Genomic DNA, 15,120 nt, shown 5'->3' on the forward strand with positions numbered 1-15,120 from the left:
TCAGTAAACTTTCACTTAATGTGAGTTATCGGTAAAGATGATTCAGGGCTTTAAGCATTAATTTTTACTGGCAGGACTTGCTAATTTTATGGTGTGCAGACGCTGAGGGTTATAACGAAATTAGCGGCTTTAAAAACAAAAAAAAGCCCGGACAATGCCGGGCTTTACAGAGTATTCGCTAGCGTCAGCGATTATTTTTTCAGGCGGAAAGCGACTACCGCATCACCGGCGGTGGTGCCCAGTGAGCCATGACCACCGGCCGCAATCACCACATACTGCTGGTTATCCGTGCCGAGATAGGTGGACGGCGTTGCCTGGCCACCAGCTGGCAGCTCGGTTTGCCACAGCATTTCGCCGCTGTTGATATCGTAAGCGCGGAAGAAGTTATCCGCTGTCGCGCCATGGAATACCACATCACCGGCGGTCACTAACGGTCCGCCATGCGCCACCATCCCCATCGGGAAGCCAATCGGGAAACGACCCGGCAGGAAAGAGGTTTTCAGGTTTTTAGTGTTACCGACGCGACGCAGCCATTCGGTTTTACCGGTCGTCAGATCAACGCCCACCATACGGCCCCACGGTGGCGCAATACATGGAATCCCCAGGCTGGAAGCCAGCTGCTGGATATGAATGGCATAATCGCCTTCAAAGTTTTCATTCCAGTAAGGTGTGCCATCTTTGGTAAACAGACGCTTATCCGCGGTTTCTGGCGTACGCTTAATCAGGTTGTACTTGTAAGCCAGACGTACCGGCGAGGCGATCAGAATCTGACGCTCCGGGTCGATAGCCACTGAACCCCAGTTAAACACGCCAATATTGCCCGGGAAGATAATCGAGCCTTGCTCGGTTGCCGGTGTCCATGGATTGCCGTCATAACGCAAAGATTTAAAGTCGATACGACAGGCCATCTGATCGAATGGCGTCAGACCCCACATCGATTTTTCACTTAGCGGATCAGGAATAAAGTTCAGTTTTGACACCGGCTGCGTGGCGGAGAATTTCTCGCCCTTCACGCCGCCTTCTGTGGACACATCCACCTGATTAATCGGATATACCGCCTGACCAGTCAGACGATTCAGCACAAACAGGTTGCCGGTTTTGGTCGGTAAAACGACCACCGGCTGTTTGCTGCCCTGATAATCAATATCCAGCAGAGAAGGCTGTGACGGATTATCACGGTCCCACAAATCGTGTTTCGATGACTGGAAGCGCCATTTAAAGGTACCGGTATTCAGATCCAGCGCCACCAGAGTATCGCGGAACTTTTCGGTATTGCTGTCAGGGTTACGCTCAATTCCCAGCTCATCCGGGGAAGCATTACCAAACGGCACATACACCAGGCCATTTTTCACATCGGCGCTCAGGGTGCCCCAGGCAACCGGTGTATCCTGCGGATAATTCTGGTCAGCGGCAATTGGCTGGGTTTTTTCCGGGTTCGCCGGATCAAAATTCCATACCAGACGACCGGTGATAGCGTCATAAGCGCGGATCACACCCGATGGGTTACCGGCGTTATAGCCGTTATCCATCACTGAACCGCCGACGATAACCAGATTACCGGCCACCAGCGGCGCAGCAGTCTGCATCAGTGCATGCGGGCGAATAGTGCCCATATTGGCACGTAAATCCACCACACCATTATTACCGAAGTCTGCACACAGTTTGCCGCTGTCAGCATCCAGCGCAATCAGTCTGGCATCGGTGCTGGCGTTAAAGATACGTTTACGGCACAGCGCAGGGTTCTGCAATGCTGGCTGAGCGTTAGCTTCAGCGGATGGCGTGGCAACCGGTGCCTGATAGTAGCTGACGCCACGACAGGTCTGGTGTTGTTGCAGATAAGAACGATCTTTTTCCGGCTGATATTTCCACTTCAGTTCGCCGGTTTCCGGATTTAACGCGTGCACTTCATTATGCGGCGTACATAAATAGACGGTATCGTTCACCTTGAGCGGCGTGGCTTCAAAGGTGTATTCGGTCGCATCTTTATCGGCATCACGCACATCACCGGTGTGATAAGTCCAGGCCACTTCCAGATTATTGACATTATCTTTGGTGATCTGTTTTAACGCGGAGAAACGCAAACCGTTGGTGGTGCCGCCGTAAGCGGTCCAGTCATTCTGCGCGACTTCAGTGTCGGTAGCGTTACGTTTAGTGGTGATGTTGCCCTTCTGTGGATAGGGATCATAGAACATCAGTCCAATCACCACCGCAATAATAATCACCACGGTGCCGCCGAGGAAAGGATGGAATGACCGTTTTTCTGCTTTATACAGCGGACGTACCACCCATGGCAGCGCCAGCCAGACGCCGATAACGCCAATCAGATCGCCACGTGGGATCCATTGCCATTTATCGAAGCCGACTTCATAGATCATCCATGCCAGCACGATCCACATCAGCACTGCATAAATGGTTAAAGCCACTTTCTTGTTTTTAAACAGGAAAATAGCCGTAATCAGTAAACCGATTGCCATAATGGCGTAAAATGGCGTACCGCCAATCAGCAGCAGTCGTCCACCCATGTAGAGCATAGCAATACCAATAATTGCTATAACAATACTCGTTAATTTGTTAATCATCTGGTTCTCTCAAAGTATACAAGCGGGCAAAGTTCGCCCTTACGAAACATTACATTTCAACAACGTAAATTTAACGAAAATACGATTGAAAAAAAACACTTTTTAATTTATGTATTTAGAGAAACTATTACGGTGCGTTAATAATTTTTCTGTAAATTGTTTCAGTCAGTAAAGAGAAAGGATAATTTGAAGAGTGTAGCTGTAGAATACAAAAGCGCTTAACTGGCGTCAGCATGATCGGTCGCGAACAGCCTGCTACCAAGGTCTCGCGCGCTTTGCAGATGGTTTTCTACCTGCTCCTGTAACAGCAGCGTTGAGCTTTTTACCGGCGCACCACAATAATCAAAAATACCGTGATCGACCTGAGTACGCATCGCGACATCGTAACCGTGGCGCTGCCAGGTGCCACGGTCAGCAGCACCAATTGCCACAAGATGTACCGGAAGATGGCCCAGTTTTTTTACCACCCGGCCATCAGCCTCTTCATAAGCCCAGCCATTACTAAATACGCGTTCGATCCAGCCTTTCATTAACGCGGGCATTGACCACCAGTAAACCGGATAGACCAGTACCAGTGCATCCGCGGCGTCAATGCGTTGCTGTTCGGCGATAACATCTGCCGGAAAAGCAGCCTGCCGGTTAAATGCGGCGATATCCGCCTTGCCAAAGCGGGGATCAAAACCGGCAGCCGCAAGGTCGGCAATTTCCGCGCTGTGAGTTACCGCGGACTGGCTGACGCCTGCAGCGATCTGCGCCGCCACAGCATGGGTAAGCGAAGCGGTAAGTGGATGAGCAACAACAATAAGTGCGTGCATAAACAGGACTCCTGCTTGCTTGTGAAAGGCCAGCGGCGTAGCCTTATACCAACAGTAGATTACCTTTAGTAACTTACCTTTGGTATATAAGCATGTCAACCCGTGAACCACAGCAGGCCGTTAAAGGCAATCAACCGCGTATTCGTTTAGCACGAGAGGATCGGCTCCAGCAGCTGCTGGAAGTTGCCTGGCAACTGATCCGCGCTGAAGGCAGCGAAGCCTTAACGCTGGGTCGGCTGGCGACGCAGGCTGGCGTGACCAAGCCGGTGGTGTATGACCATTTTGGCACCAGGTCCGGCCTGTTTGCCGTGCTTTATCAGCAATATGACGCCAGCCAGACCGCGTTAATGGATGCGGCCTTTGCCCGCAGCGAGGCCACGCTGGCTGCCAGAGCTACGGTGATCGCCGTTTCTTACGTCGACTGTGTCTTGCACCAGGGGCGTGAAATTCAGGGGGTGATTGCTGCCCTGACCGGCACGCCGGAGCTGGAAAAGCTGAAGAATGAATATCAGAAACTGTTTATCAACAAGTGCCATGTGATTCTTGCGCCTTTTACCAATGGCGCCACCCTTCCCGCGGCGGCGCTGTGGGCGATGCTCGGCGCAGCTGAAGCTCTCTCCGGGGCCGCCGCCAGCGGTGAGATAACCCCCGGGGAGGCAAAAGATGAGCTGTTTGCCACCATTGTTGCGATGGTAGAAAGAAGCGCTGCGGCTGAATGATGGCTGCTAACGTCCAAAGGGAATACAGAGCGGCGTGGCGAAAAAAGGATCGGCGATAATCCGGCAGTTCAGACCGAATACCCTGTTTACCAGTTGTTCGGTGAGGATCTCCTGCGGTGCGCCCTGCGCATACACGGTGCGGTTATGGATAGCGACCAGATGGTCGGCATAGCGGCAGGCCAGATTCAGATCATGCAGCACCATCACAATGGTCTTCTGCTGGTTACGATTGAGTTCACGTAGCAGATCCAGCACCTCCATCTGATGCGCCAGATCGAGAAAGGTGGTTGGCTCATCCAGCAACACAATATCGGTATCCTGCGCCAGCGTCATGGCGATCCACGCCCGCTGCCGCTGGCCGCCAGAGAGCGCATCAACCGGCCGCGCCGCAAGGCTCGTCATCCCGGTCTGTTGCAGTGCGTGACTGACCTGCTCTTCATCCTGCGCCGACCACTGCTGTAACCAGTTCTGATACGGATAGCGGCCGAGGCTGACCAGCTGGCGCACCGTTATCCCTTCCGGTGCGCTGGGCATTTGCGGCAGGATCGCCAGTTCACGCGCTACCGTGGCAGTCGACTTTTGCCGGATATCGCTACCATTCAGGATCACCGTTCCCTGTTGCGGTTGCAGCAGACGGGCGAAAGATTTCAGCAAGGTGCTTTTACCACTGCCGTTGCTGCCAATCAGCACTGATACTTTGCCGGGCGGCAGGCTGAGATCAAGCTGGTCAATAATAGTCTGACGCTGGTAACTCAGGGTCAGTGAATGAGTCGCAATCGACGCCATAATTCAGTTTCCTTAATGACGTTGTCTGATCAGTAAATACAAAAAGAACGGCGTACCCAGCGCGGCGACAAAAATCCCGGCGGGCAGATCGGCGGGTAAAAACAGCACCCTGCCGGTAAGATCCGCCAGCATCACCAGCATCGCGCCGCACAACGCGGCCATCACCGCCTGACCGGCAAAACCTGCTATCTCCAGGCGCCTGGCGATATGTGGCGCAATCAGGCCAACAAACGCCATTGCACCGCCCCACGCGATCGCCGCGCCGGCCAGCGCAACGCTGACCAGCAACAGCCCGACGCGAACCCACTCAACACGCACACCAATCCCGATAGCCAGCCCGTCATCCAGCTGCTGCACCCTCACCTGACGGCTCAGCACTATCAGCAACGGCAGACAGGCCAGCAGCCAGCAGGCAAGCGACGTCGTTTCACGCCAGCTGGCGCCGTAAACGCTGCCGGTCAGCCAGACATACGCCGATAAGGTGGTCGTCAGTGGGCTAAATACCAGTAAAAAGGTGGTCACCGCGCTCAGTAATGCCGACACGCCGACGCCAGTCAGCACCAGCCGTAACGGCGATGCCCCCTGCTTCCACGCCAGGCCATAGACCGCCAGCGCCGCCAGACCGCCGCCGCAGATTGCCGCCAGCGGCAGAAACTGCGTGCCGAATGTCATACTGAAGAAGGAGAGCCAGAACACCGCCGCCGCTCCGGCGCCACTGGTAATCCCCAGCAGATCCGGCGAAGCCAGCGGGTTACGAATAATACTTTGCAGAATTAATCCGCTAACACTTAACGCCGCGCCGACCTGGGCGGCCAGCAGAATGCGCGGCAAACGCAGCTGTTCCACAATAAAACTCAGACTGGTGTCCTGAGCAGAAAACAGGATGCGCAATACGGTAATCGGTGACATTGTCACCTTACCCGACATCAGAGAAATGAACATCACCAGTAAGGCGGCAAGCAGCGCCAGCAGCAGACGCAGCAGAGTTGCCAGATTGATCTGACGTGAAAAACGGCGGTAACGGAGGTTGATAATATGCGCCATTACCCCCTCCCGCGCCGCGCCAGCATAATAAAGAAAGGCGCACCAAACAGCGCGGTCATTACCCCCACTGGCACCTCCTGCGGCAGGATCACCACCCGCGCCAGACTATCCGCCAGCAACAGTAAACTCGCTCCGGCCAGCGCACTGCCGGGCAATAACCAGCGGTGATCGATTGATAACCCCTTGCGCACCATATGCGGCACCACCAGACCAATAAACCCGATGCTGCCAGCCAGCGCTACTGCACTTCCGGCCAGCACAATAATCGCCAGACTTATTAGCAGACGAATCAGCCCGGTACGCTGACCCAGGCCACTGGCAATCTCGTCACCCGCATTCAGTACATTTACCTGCCCGCCAAGCAGCGTCGCCGCCATTACGCCCAGCAGACAGAGGATCAACAGCGGCAGCGCCTGTTGCAGGCTACGTTCACTTAACGAGCCAGCCAGCCAGAACAGCACGGTATCCAGCCCTTCCTGATCCATCACCAGCATTGCCTGACTGAAGGCAGTGAATAGCGCGGTAATCGAGGCTCCGGCCAGCACAATCCGTAACGGACTGAGGCTGCCGCGCCCCATATTGCCAGTCAACCATACCAGCCCACCGGCAATCGCCGCGCCACTGAATGCAAGCCATAGCCAGGCATTCAGTGAAGCAAGGGAAAACAGCGAGCTGCCCAGAATAACCGCAAAGGTAGCGCCGGCATTGACGCCAAACAGGCCTGGCGAAGCCAGCGGATTGCGGGTCAGCGCCTGCATCAAAACTCCCGCTACCGCCAGGCTGGCTCCCACCGCTACCGCCACCAGGGTACGCGACAGCCGTGTGCTGGTCACCAGAATATGGCTGACATTCAACGGGTCAGGATGCAGAAAAGCGGCGATCACCTGTGATAACGGGATCCAGCGCGCCCCGCTCATCAGGCTGATAAACATTGCCAGCAGCAGCACGCCAGCGACACACAGCAGTTTCAGACCATGACTCATCAGCTGACACCCGCCAGCATCTGATGTTCAATATCATCCAGCATCAGATTCGCGCCAAGAATGCCGCCGGAGAGACTCCAGGCGACCCCATCCACCGGCCACACCTGGTGCTGGCGCGGAGCACGCATCTGCTGCCACAGCGGATGTTGTAGCAGACGGTGGTAATGCTGCTGCACTGCCGCTTTATCGGCGCGTAAAAAGACAAAAAAGATATCGGCATTCACCACCGGCAGACTCTCTTTACCGCTGAGTTTGATCGATACGCCACTGGCGGCGCGTGCCCCGGCGCTCCAGCTGAAGCCCAGTTCACTCAGCACCGAGCCGGGAAAACTGGCGGGCAGATAGCTGCGCAGATGATCTTCACGGATATCCAGCACTGACACCGTGGGCGGCCATTGAGCGGCGAATTTCTGCTGCAATCGCTGCCGTAAACCCGCCACCCGTTGCTGCCACTGGTTAAGCAGATGCGTGGCCATCTGCTGCTGGTTAAGCGCCGCCGCTGTAATCTGCAGCGTTTGTTTAAATTCAAATACCGTATCCAGCATCACCAGCGGCGCAATTTGCTGCAATAGCGGCGCGATGGCCTGATGACGAAAGCGTGAACCGATAATCACATCCGGGCGCAGCAGCACGATATCTTCGAGGCTGGGTTGTGTTTCCAGCCCGACATGCGCCACGCCCTGCAGTGCCGGACGTAAATAGCGATAGGTCGGTTTTTCACTCCAGGAGTCCACCACCGCACAGGGGATCACCCCCAGCGCCACGGCGCTGTCGGTTGCTCCCTGGAACAGGGTGATCACCCGTAACGGTGAAGAGCAGGATTTTGCGCGTCCCGGCAGCACCAGTGTGCTGACAAACAGACCCGCCGCCAGCTGCAATAGCCTGCGCCTGGCGCGTTCATGATTACGCATCAGAAATCAACGTTATATCCCAGCGTCAGCGTCCGGCCACGACCGGCAAAATAGCGATCCGGCTCAACCAGCGCACTCTGCGAGTAGTAAGTGATGTACTGCTTATCCAGCAGGTTGGACACCGCGAGGTTTAGCCGTCCTCGCGGCAGCTTGTAACCGACCGCCGCATCAATCAGCGCATAACCGCTAAACTCTTTATCCTCTTCATCGAAACTGCGGCTTAATGCCCAGTTGCCCTGGATAAAGGTTGACCATTCCGGCGTCCAGTTAGCGGACCAGCTGGCGATAATGCGGTCTGGCGAGACGTTCAGGCCATCCATTTTGGCGTCGAGGCTGCCATCATCGTCACTGTCATAGCGGCCACGCATATGGGAGTAGCCCAGCTTCAGTTTCTGGTTTTCCGTCACCGCATAACCCACTGCGGTTTCAATACCGTCAATCTCGGTTTTTTCACGGCGCGTGACATACATATCACCAACCCGATCAACCCGGCTGCCCAGTTTTGAGGTCGATTTATAGTAACTGACTTCCAGATCAAACGGCTGCTGCTGGAAGCGGAAACCGACCTCGGTATTATTGGTGACAATCGGTTGCAGATTGAGGAAGCTGTCAACACTCATGCCGGGAGTATTGATACCGCGCAGCACGCGTCCGACATCCGGCATGGTAAAGCCCTGCGAGTAGTTGGCGAACAGGCTCAGTTGTTCAACCGGCGTCCATACTGCGCCAACGTTATACAGGGTTTTATCGAAACTCGGCTTGCCGCCGCCCACCGTAACGCTGTTGGCGGAAGCGATAGTCTGATAACTGTCGATATCAAGGCGCGCATACTCATAACGCACACCACCAAACAGTTTCACCGATGCCAGTGGCGCCACTTCCAGCTGCATAAATGGCGACAGGTCGGTGTATTTCACTTCCGGCACATAGGTGCGATGGGTGCCCCACAAATCCTGTTTTGAGGAATCAAACAGGGTATCAAAGCCCAGTGTCACCTTCAGATAGTCATCCCACAGATCATCTTTGGTCAGTGACATTTTTGTGCCGTATTTAGAGGTTACCGCGCGCGACTGATCGTATAACGTGCCAACCGGCGCAATCGTCGGATCCTGGAAGGAACCGGAGATAGTCGAACCAAACAGCGCTTCATATTGCTGATAAAACGCCAGCGCATTCAGCTTCATGCCAGCCAGATTATAGTTATCGTAGGTAATGCCGGTGGTCCATACGCTGTTAAACGGCGCGTCGCCAGGCGGCGTGCCCTTGACGGAACCGGTCGGTATACCCTGTTCGCGATCGCCAGTGACGCTGAGGTATTGATTCTTGCCTTTTAGCTGGTAGCGGTTAACGCTTAGCTGAATACGCTGATCGTCATCCAGCCAGTAACCGACTTTGCCGAGAATATCGTAAGCGCGCGAATCCATCAGGTCGCCCTGCGTGTTATCCACCCCGACCGGCTGGTTATTTCCGTCGAGAAGCAGGCCCTGATCCTCATAACTGACGGCAAACATATAATCGAGATACTCTTCGCGGCCATCGACCGCGTAAGTGGTTTTGTAACTCATGGTTTCGCTGTTCAGTTGTGAAGTCGGCGTCGTCGCCTCGACGCTAAAGTGCTGATTAAACGAACCGGGCGCAGGCCGGCGGGTTATCAGATTGATTACCCCACCCGATGCGCCGATGCCATTGCTGGCGTTGGCGCCATGAATCACTTCGATCCTTTCGATCATCGACGCATCGATGGTGTGCATCTCACGCCCGGTAGGCCGCAACGGGTTGGACTGCGGTATACCATCCACCAGCACCAGCGGAATACGGCCACGAAAAGTCTCCCCACTGCCGCTCATTTTCTGACGGCTGGGTGAAAATGCCGGTAACAGGTTGCTGAGAATTTGCGAGGTGTCAGAAGTAAGCTGTCGTTGCTGTTCAATCTGCTCTTTACTGATGATGGTCACCACCTGCGGAGAGTCTTTCTTCTCCGTAGCAGTACGGCTGGCGCTGACCACCATCTCGTTATTATTGTCATCGAGCGGATCCGCCCGTAGCGGAAAAGCCAGCAGCAGCGGCATCAGCGAAACGATCGCCCTGAGCTTTATGCGGCGGTCGCTGGAGGGAAAACGGGATAACTCAGGGGAACGCAACGCATTGATAAACATCATTTGAGCCGGTAATTGATAATGAGAACGGAATTATTATCATTATCAACTAATGGTAACAAGCTGAAAATATTTGAGATATGAGGTTACGTATTGCTCACCAAAACCTTACAATTAATGGCGTATTGACGCCAATAAACTGAAATTATTAGTTTATTAATAATTTTTAATAAATTTTGTCTGCTGTCGGAGGCAGACAGCAGAAAAGGGAATTTGTGACAAAGATCACTATCTGGCAACGCACCATGCGCAGATTTTCAATCCGGCGGCAGCGCGTTAAGGATCCGTTTCGCATCTGCCGCAGTCAGATGATAATCAAAGAAGCGCTGATAGAAATCCTGCGTCGCTTTCACCAGATCGAAATCGGCAAACAGTTCAGGATGCAAAGTGGCGGCAGCCCACTGAATCTGTAATGCCGCTTCTGTGCCGTAACGATCCCACGGAAATACCCCTGCCGGGTTTTGCCATACCTGATGCTGCTGAACTGCTTTCAGGTTGCTGAACAGCGCGGCGTAATCTGAACCGGCAATGGTGCCCGCCCCTGCGCCAATAATAATGACGTCAGGTTGCCAGAACAGCACGTCCTCGGCGGAGGTCTCCTTCATATTACCGTCAACCTGCTCTGCCGCATTGCGCCCGCCCGCCAGCCGGATCCAGCTGTCGATAAGGGTGTTGCGGCCATCTACTTTTAGCGGGTGCAGCGACTGGATATGCAGCACACGCGGACGCTGCTGGTCACTCAGTTTACCGGTGCGGGCGGCTATCCGCGCCACTTGCTGATCGAGATAAGCATTGTAGGCCTGCGCCCGCTGACGCGCCTGTACAGTGCCAACTACCTCGGCAGTGGTCAGCAATGAATGCTTCATTGACGGGAAATCATCAAAGCGCATCACCAGCGTCGGCAAACCGGCCTGGCGATAAGCCGCCGCATCGCCATCTTCCGCCGCGACAAACACCGTATCAACATGACGCACCAGCAGAGTTTCGCTGTTAAAACTGCGTCCCGGCACCGACAGCGCCTGATGCAGCGACGGCTGGATCTTAAACATCCATGGCCGATCTTTGGCATGATTGACGGTGGCGACAATACGATCCCCGGCGCCCAGCGTCATCAGCAATGAGTGATGCGCATACCAGCCATCGGCAATGCGCACCGCCTGCGGCGCGACCTCTACGTGATTACCCGCATCATCCGTTACCTCGCGCGCAGCGGCCAGATGGCTGGTGAGCGTGAGGCTAAGTGCCGTCAGCAGCGGCAGAATCAGACGCTGTTTCATATGTCCCTTATTAAAACTGAGTTACCTTCCGATATATAATAAAGTATACAACGAATGGCAAACAGAAACTAACCGTTCACCACCAGCCACCACCCCTGCCGCTGCTGCACCATCCGCTGGTAAAACTGATACAGTCGCGCCGGGGTGAGCTGACTAATGGCGGCGGCGTTAAGAGGCTCCGCATAGCCCTGCTGCGCCAGCCACTGTTCGCGATAACATTCATCCGTATCCTGATAGTGCGTCGTCAGGCTGGCGTGCAATCTCTGGCACTGTTCAGCAAACCACTGCGGATCCATGGCGGCGAGGGTTGTATCCATTTGCAGAATAAAATCATTAATATGCGCGAGGATTGCGATATTTGAATGGCTGGGCGACTGCACGGCGAACAGCAGTCCGCTCACGCCACTAAGCTGTTGAAAACGACAGCTGACCACATAGCCGAGATTTTTTTCCACCCGCAGCTGACGGAAGAAAAGTGGTTCAAACAGCGCGGCCATTATGCGCCACGCCGCCACACAGCTGGCGCCCGGCTCAACCAGCGGGCAAAACAGCAGCAGCGCCGCATCTTCACCGCCGGTTGACAGCATATAACGGGCCTGTGCGGGTTGCGGTGCAGTAGGCCGCGGCCGATCGGCATTAATCGATCCCGGAAAACGGTTTAACAGCCGCGCCAGTTGCTGATGCAGAACGCTATCCCCGCCATACAGCGCCGCCCGCCACATAAGCGCAGGTTGCCCATGGTCGCCGTTGATGATCAGTGGTAAGCGGGTTAATAACGAACGCACTGCGATCTCCGACTGCCACTGTTGTTGCAGCTGCAAATAGTGCCGATCCCCCTGCGCATTCAGGCTCAGCGGCAGCTGCTGCAAAATACGATTAAGTGTGGCAAGCATCACCGCACTATCCGCCCGTAACTGCAGCAGCCAGCTGCCCTGATGGCTGGCAAAACTGAGACAGCCGCCAGCATGAGTGCATTCAGCAATTATTGTCCGCAGAGTGGCGTGCATCGTCACAGCACGGCGCAGGGATAGTGGGTCGTCGGCGGCTGGTGAGATTAGCAGTGTCCCCTGATCGCCGCCTGCAAGATGCGGCAAATTAACGGGCTGCGACGGTAACTCAGGCGTCGATATCGACAGGTTAAGCGGATAAAACCGCCACGGCGCGGGCGGCGTGGCGACAACCTGCGCTGGCCAGCTGACTGTGGTTAGCGGCAAAGTTAATCCCTGTGACTGGCGCGGTTCAGCCGTTAATCCCGCCGCCACTCGCAGCCGCGTCAGATTTTTAACCCTGAGTTGCGCCAGCAATTGATGCCACTGGGTGTAAAAATCCGCATTCAGCGCTTCCGGCGGCGGCAAAGCAAAAGCCCGCGCCCGTAACTGATCGACCGGTGTCTGGCGGGCGAACTGCTGCTGCGCCAGCCGGGCGTAATGTTGCAGCTGGCGCGCGCCGAGCTGCGTCAGCGATTGCAGCCAGCTGAAAAACAGGGCTTCCAGCTGCGCGCAGATCGCCCTGTCGTCGGTACATAACTGAAACTCAATGCTAAGAATACTCTGCTGCTGATTGCAATAAGAGAGCAGCAACTGCACACCGTCGCTCCAGCCACGCTCACGCAACAGCGCCAGCAAACCTGATGGCGCTTCATCGCTTAAAAACTGCCGCAACAGGGTCATTGGCTGGCGCTGCTGTTCACCGCTGTCGCTCAGGCAGAAAGAGAGGCGCAGACGCGGATTGCCATCGGCGCGTAAGTTAAAATAGCGTGCGGCCTGCAACCTTAACGCTGGCGGAGAGGGTTGCGCGGCGGCGCCAGCGGCAAAACGCGCGGCGTAAGTTTCAGCCAGGGTCGCCAGCTCATCCAGCGACTGTGGCCCCTGTAACCATAACGTCAGATTGCCGCCGCAAAAGTGCTGCTGATGATAGTCGCGCAGCGCCTGCTGCAATGCCAGGTGGTCAGCACCAAAATAGTGCGCATTGCCGATATGAAAAGCCTGTAACCCGACGGGGGCAGCAAAACCGATACGCATCGCTGCGGCGCAGAGAGTGTCACTGTCGCGGGCCAGCATGCGATATTCAGCATCAATCACCGCCACTTCCTGAGCAATTGCCTCCAGCGCCAGCAGTGGATGCGCCAGCATATCAACCAGCCGCGCCACGCCCTGTTCAAGCAGCGCGGCGCTGACATCAAAAAACCATGCGGTGCGAGTATCGCCAGTGGTGGCATTCAGTCGCGCGCCGTGGCTTTGCGCCCAGGCCATCAGCCGCGCATCATCCTGATAAGCGCGACTACCGGCAAACACCAGATGTTCCAGCAGATGCGCCAGACCGGGCCATGCTGGCGGCGCGTCATGGCTGCCAGCCGCCAGCTGAACCAGCGCCGCCGCACGCGTGGCCTGCGGGTCATGCAGCAGATTAACCTGCACCCCGTTGGCCAGCGTCAGCTGCTGCATCAGGAAGGCTGCCCTTTAAAGATCAGCTGTGAGTTCGCGCGATTGCGGAACTGCAACTGGCTAATCTGCATATTGGTGCAGTTCGCCTGTTCACGCGCCGCGAGGATCTTGCCGTGATGCGGGGATTTGCTGCATACCGGATCGGCATTATCGGCATTACCGGTCAGCATAAAGGCCTGACAGCGGCAGCCACCGTAATCTTTCTCTTTTTCTGAGCAGGAGCGGCAAGGCTCCGGCATCCAGTCGAAGCCGCGATACTTATTAAAGCCAAAAGAGTCATACCAGATGTGTTGCAGATCATGCTCCAGCACCGACGGGAACTGCACCGGTAACTGGCGGGCGCTATGGCAAGGCAGCGCCATCCCTTCCGGCGTGACGCTAAGGAAAATCGCGCCCCAGCCGCCCATGCAGCCCTTTGGCCGCTCTTCGTAGTAATCCGGGGTGACAAACAGCAGATTCGCCAGGTTACCCTTATCGGCCATCTTCTCGCGGTAGTGATGCACCACCTCTTCGGCACGGGCAATCTGCTCGCGCGTCGGCAACAGACCCTCACGGTTAAGCTGCGCCCAGCCATAGAACTGACAGGTTGCCAGTTCGACATCATCGGCTTCCAGCTCAATGCTGAGTTCAATAATGCGGTCAATCTGGTCGATATTATGCCGGTGCAGCACAAAGTTCAGCACCATCGGGTAGCCGTGGGCTTTTACCGCTTTCGCCATCGCCAGCTTCTGCTGGAACGCTTTGGCGGAACCTGCCAGCGCCGCATTCAGCGTTTCATCGCTGGCCTGGAAACTGATCTGGATATGATCCAGTCCGGCTTCGGCAAAGGTATCAATCTTCTTCCCGGTCAGCCCGATACCCGAGGTAATCAGATTGGTGTAAAAACCGAGATCGCGCGCGGCGCGGATCAGCTCCGGCAGATCTTTGCGCACCAGCGGTTCACCGCCGGAGAAGCCCAGCTGGACAGCGCCCATCTGCCGCGCCTGTTCAAACACCTTAATCCACTGTGCAGTGGTCAGCTCCTGCTCCTGCTTAGCAAAATCCAGCGGATTTGAGCAGTACGGACACTGTAGCGGGCAGCGGTAAGTCAGTTCTGCCAGCAGCCAGAGCGGCGGTTTAACCGCAGGTTTAAGCAGGTTCACGGAAAATTATCCACTTCTGTTCATAAGCCTGGGCGAAGAACTCATTCACATCGTCATCAACGCCACCGGCTTCGGGAAAACGCTGGTTCAGCCCGGCGGCAATGGCGGCAAGCGAGATTTTGCCATCGACCAGTTGCAGGATCATCGCTGCGCTTTCGTTAAGTTGCGCCATTCCTTCCGGATAGAGGATCACATGGCAATCCTGCGTTGGTTCCCATTGCAGACGAAAACCACGGCGAAACATCGGCACCAGTTGCGGGTTAA

At 55.5% G+C, this 15,120-nt stretch carries 12 protein-coding genes; 1 reads left to right on the forward strand and 11 read right to left on the reverse strand.

Going from position 1 to position 15,120, the window contains the following annotated elements; genetic code table 11:
- Positions 1–191: 191 nt before the first annotated feature.
- Together J2125_RS23450 and J2125_RS23455 are read right to left on the reverse strand one after the other, a co-directional pair.
- On the reverse strand, positions 192–2,579 hold the full coding sequence (locus J2125_RS23450; protein ID WP_017802370.1) for a membrane-bound PQQ-dependent dehydrogenase, glucose/quinate/shikimate family: 2,388 nt from the start codon (positions 2,577–2,579) through the stop codon (positions 192–194).
- 218 nt (positions 2,580–2,797) lie between these two features.
- Positions 2,798–3,394: an NAD(P)H-dependent oxidoreductase gene (locus J2125_RS23455; protein WP_017802371.1), complete on the reverse strand. Its 597-nt coding sequence runs from the start codon at positions 3,392–3,394 to the stop codon at positions 2,798–2,800.
- A gap of 92 nt (positions 3,395–3,486) precedes the next feature.
- Here J2125_RS23455 and J2125_RS23460 point away from each other — a divergent pair, with 92 nt between their 5' ends.
- Entirely contained in the window at positions 3,487–4,113 is a 627-nt protein-coding gene (locus J2125_RS23460; RefSeq protein ID WP_017802372.1) for a TetR/AcrR family transcriptional regulator, read from the forward strand.
- A 6-nt stretch (positions 4,114–4,119) separates the two neighbouring features.
- Here the strand turns inward: J2125_RS23460 and J2125_RS23465 are convergent, their stop codons facing one another.
- The 9 genes from J2125_RS23465 to pqqD all read right to left on the reverse strand — a co-directional run bounded on the left by J2125_RS23465 (position 4,120) and on the right by pqqD (position 15,100).
- Positions 4,120–4,899, reverse strand: a complete 780-nt coding sequence (locus J2125_RS23465) for an ABC transporter ATP-binding protein (RefSeq protein WP_017802373.1) — start codon at positions 4,897–4,899, stop codon at positions 4,120–4,122.
- Positions 4,900–4,911: 12 nt separating this feature from the next.
- Positions 4,912–5,943: a FecCD family ABC transporter permease gene (locus tag J2125_RS23470; protein WP_017802374.1), complete on the reverse strand. Its 1,032-nt coding sequence runs from the start codon at positions 5,941–5,943 to the stop codon at positions 4,912–4,914.
- Positions 5,943–6,926, reverse strand: a complete 984-nt coding sequence (locus tag J2125_RS23475; RefSeq protein ID WP_017802375.1) for a FecCD family ABC transporter permease — start codon at positions 6,924–6,926, stop codon at positions 5,943–5,945. Before J2125_RS23475 ends, J2125_RS23470 begins: the two co-directional genes overlap by 1 nt.
- Complete coding sequence (locus J2125_RS23480) at positions 6,926–7,837, reverse strand: ABC transporter substrate-binding protein (protein ID WP_017802376.1); 912 nt, start codon at positions 7,835–7,837, stop codon at positions 6,926–6,928. The genes J2125_RS23475 and J2125_RS23480 overlap by 1 nt, the downstream gene beginning before the upstream one ends.
- Positions 7,837–9,906 carry a TonB-dependent receptor gene (locus tag J2125_RS23485; protein WP_040462508.1) on the reverse strand — a complete coding sequence of 690 codons (2,070 nt, stop codon included), beginning with the start codon at positions 9,904–9,906 and terminating at the stop codon, positions 7,837–7,839. Before J2125_RS23485 ends, J2125_RS23480 begins: the two co-directional genes overlap by 1 nt.
- Before the next feature lie 344 nt (positions 9,907–10,250).
- Positions 10,251–11,270 (reverse strand): ABC transporter substrate-binding protein, encoded by a 1,020-nt coding sequence (locus tag J2125_RS23490; protein WP_017802378.1) that lies wholly within the window; start codon positions 11,268–11,270, stop codon positions 10,251–10,253.
- A gap of 68 nt (positions 11,271–11,338) precedes the next feature.
- Positions 11,339–13,714, reverse strand: coding sequence for a pyrroloquinoline quinone biosynthesis protein PqqF (gene pqqF / locus J2125_RS23495; RefSeq protein ID WP_017802379.1), 2,376 nt, complete (start codon positions 13,712–13,714; stop codon positions 11,339–11,341).
- Complete coding sequence (gene pqqE / locus J2125_RS23500) at positions 13,714–14,856, reverse strand: pyrroloquinoline quinone biosynthesis protein PqqE (RefSeq protein WP_017802380.1); 1,143 nt, start codon at positions 14,854–14,856, stop codon at positions 13,714–13,716. Before pqqE ends, pqqF begins: the two co-directional genes overlap by 1 nt.
- Complete coding sequence (pqqD, locus tag J2125_RS23505; RefSeq protein ID WP_040462509.1) at positions 14,843–15,100, reverse strand: pyrroloquinoline quinone biosynthesis peptide chaperone PqqD; 258 nt, start codon at positions 15,098–15,100, stop codon at positions 14,843–14,845. The genes pqqE and pqqD overlap by 14 nt, the downstream gene beginning before the upstream one ends.
- Between the last annotated feature and the right edge of the window lie 20 nt (positions 15,101–15,120).

This window comes from Winslowiella toletana (assembly GCF_017875465.1).
Lineage (GTDB): Bacteria > Pseudomonadota > Gammaproteobacteria > Enterobacterales > Enterobacteriaceae > Erwinia > Erwinia toletana.

Excerpts from the sequence above, each read along its gene's own strand:
- J2125_RS23450 (WP_017802370.1), bottom strand. The coding sequence starts at position 2,579 with ATGATTAACAAATTAACGAGTATTGTTATAGCAATTATTGGTATTGCT.
- J2125_RS23455 (WP_017802371.1), bottom strand. The coding sequence starts at position 3,394 with ATGCACGCACTTATTGTTGTTGCTCATCCACTTACCGCTTCGCTTACC.
- J2125_RS23460 (WP_017802372.1), top strand. The coding sequence starts at position 3,487 with ATGTCAACCCGTGAACCACAGCAGGCCGTTAAAGGCAATCAACCGCGT.
- J2125_RS23465 (WP_017802373.1), bottom strand. The coding sequence starts at position 4,899 with ATGGCGTCGATTGCGACTCATTCACTGACCCTGAGTTACCAGCGTCAG.
- J2125_RS23470 (WP_017802374.1), bottom strand. The coding sequence starts at position 5,943 with ATGGCGCATATTATCAACCTCCGTTACCGCCGTTTTTCACGTCAGATC.
- J2125_RS23475 (WP_017802375.1), bottom strand. The coding sequence starts at position 6,926 with ATGAGTCATGGTCTGAAACTGCTGTGTGTCGCTGGCGTGCTGCTGCTG.
- J2125_RS23480 (WP_017802376.1), bottom strand. The coding sequence starts at position 7,837 with ATGCGTAATCATGAACGCGCCAGGCGCAGGCTATTGCAGCTGGCGGCG.
- J2125_RS23485 (WP_040462508.1), bottom strand. The coding sequence starts at position 9,906 with ATGCCGCTGCTGCTGGCTTTTCCGCTACGGGCGGATCCGCTCGATGAC.
- J2125_RS23490 (WP_017802378.1), bottom strand. The coding sequence starts at position 11,270 with ATGAAACAGCGTCTGATTCTGCCGCTGCTGACGGCACTTAGCCTCACG.
- pqqF (WP_017802379.1), bottom strand. The coding sequence starts at position 13,714 with ATGCAGCAGCTGACGCTGGCCAACGGGGTGCAGGTTAATCTGCTGCAT.
- pqqD (WP_040462509.1), bottom strand. The coding sequence starts at position 15,100 with ATGTTTCGCCGTGGTTTTCGTCTGCAATGGGAACCAACGCAGGATTGC.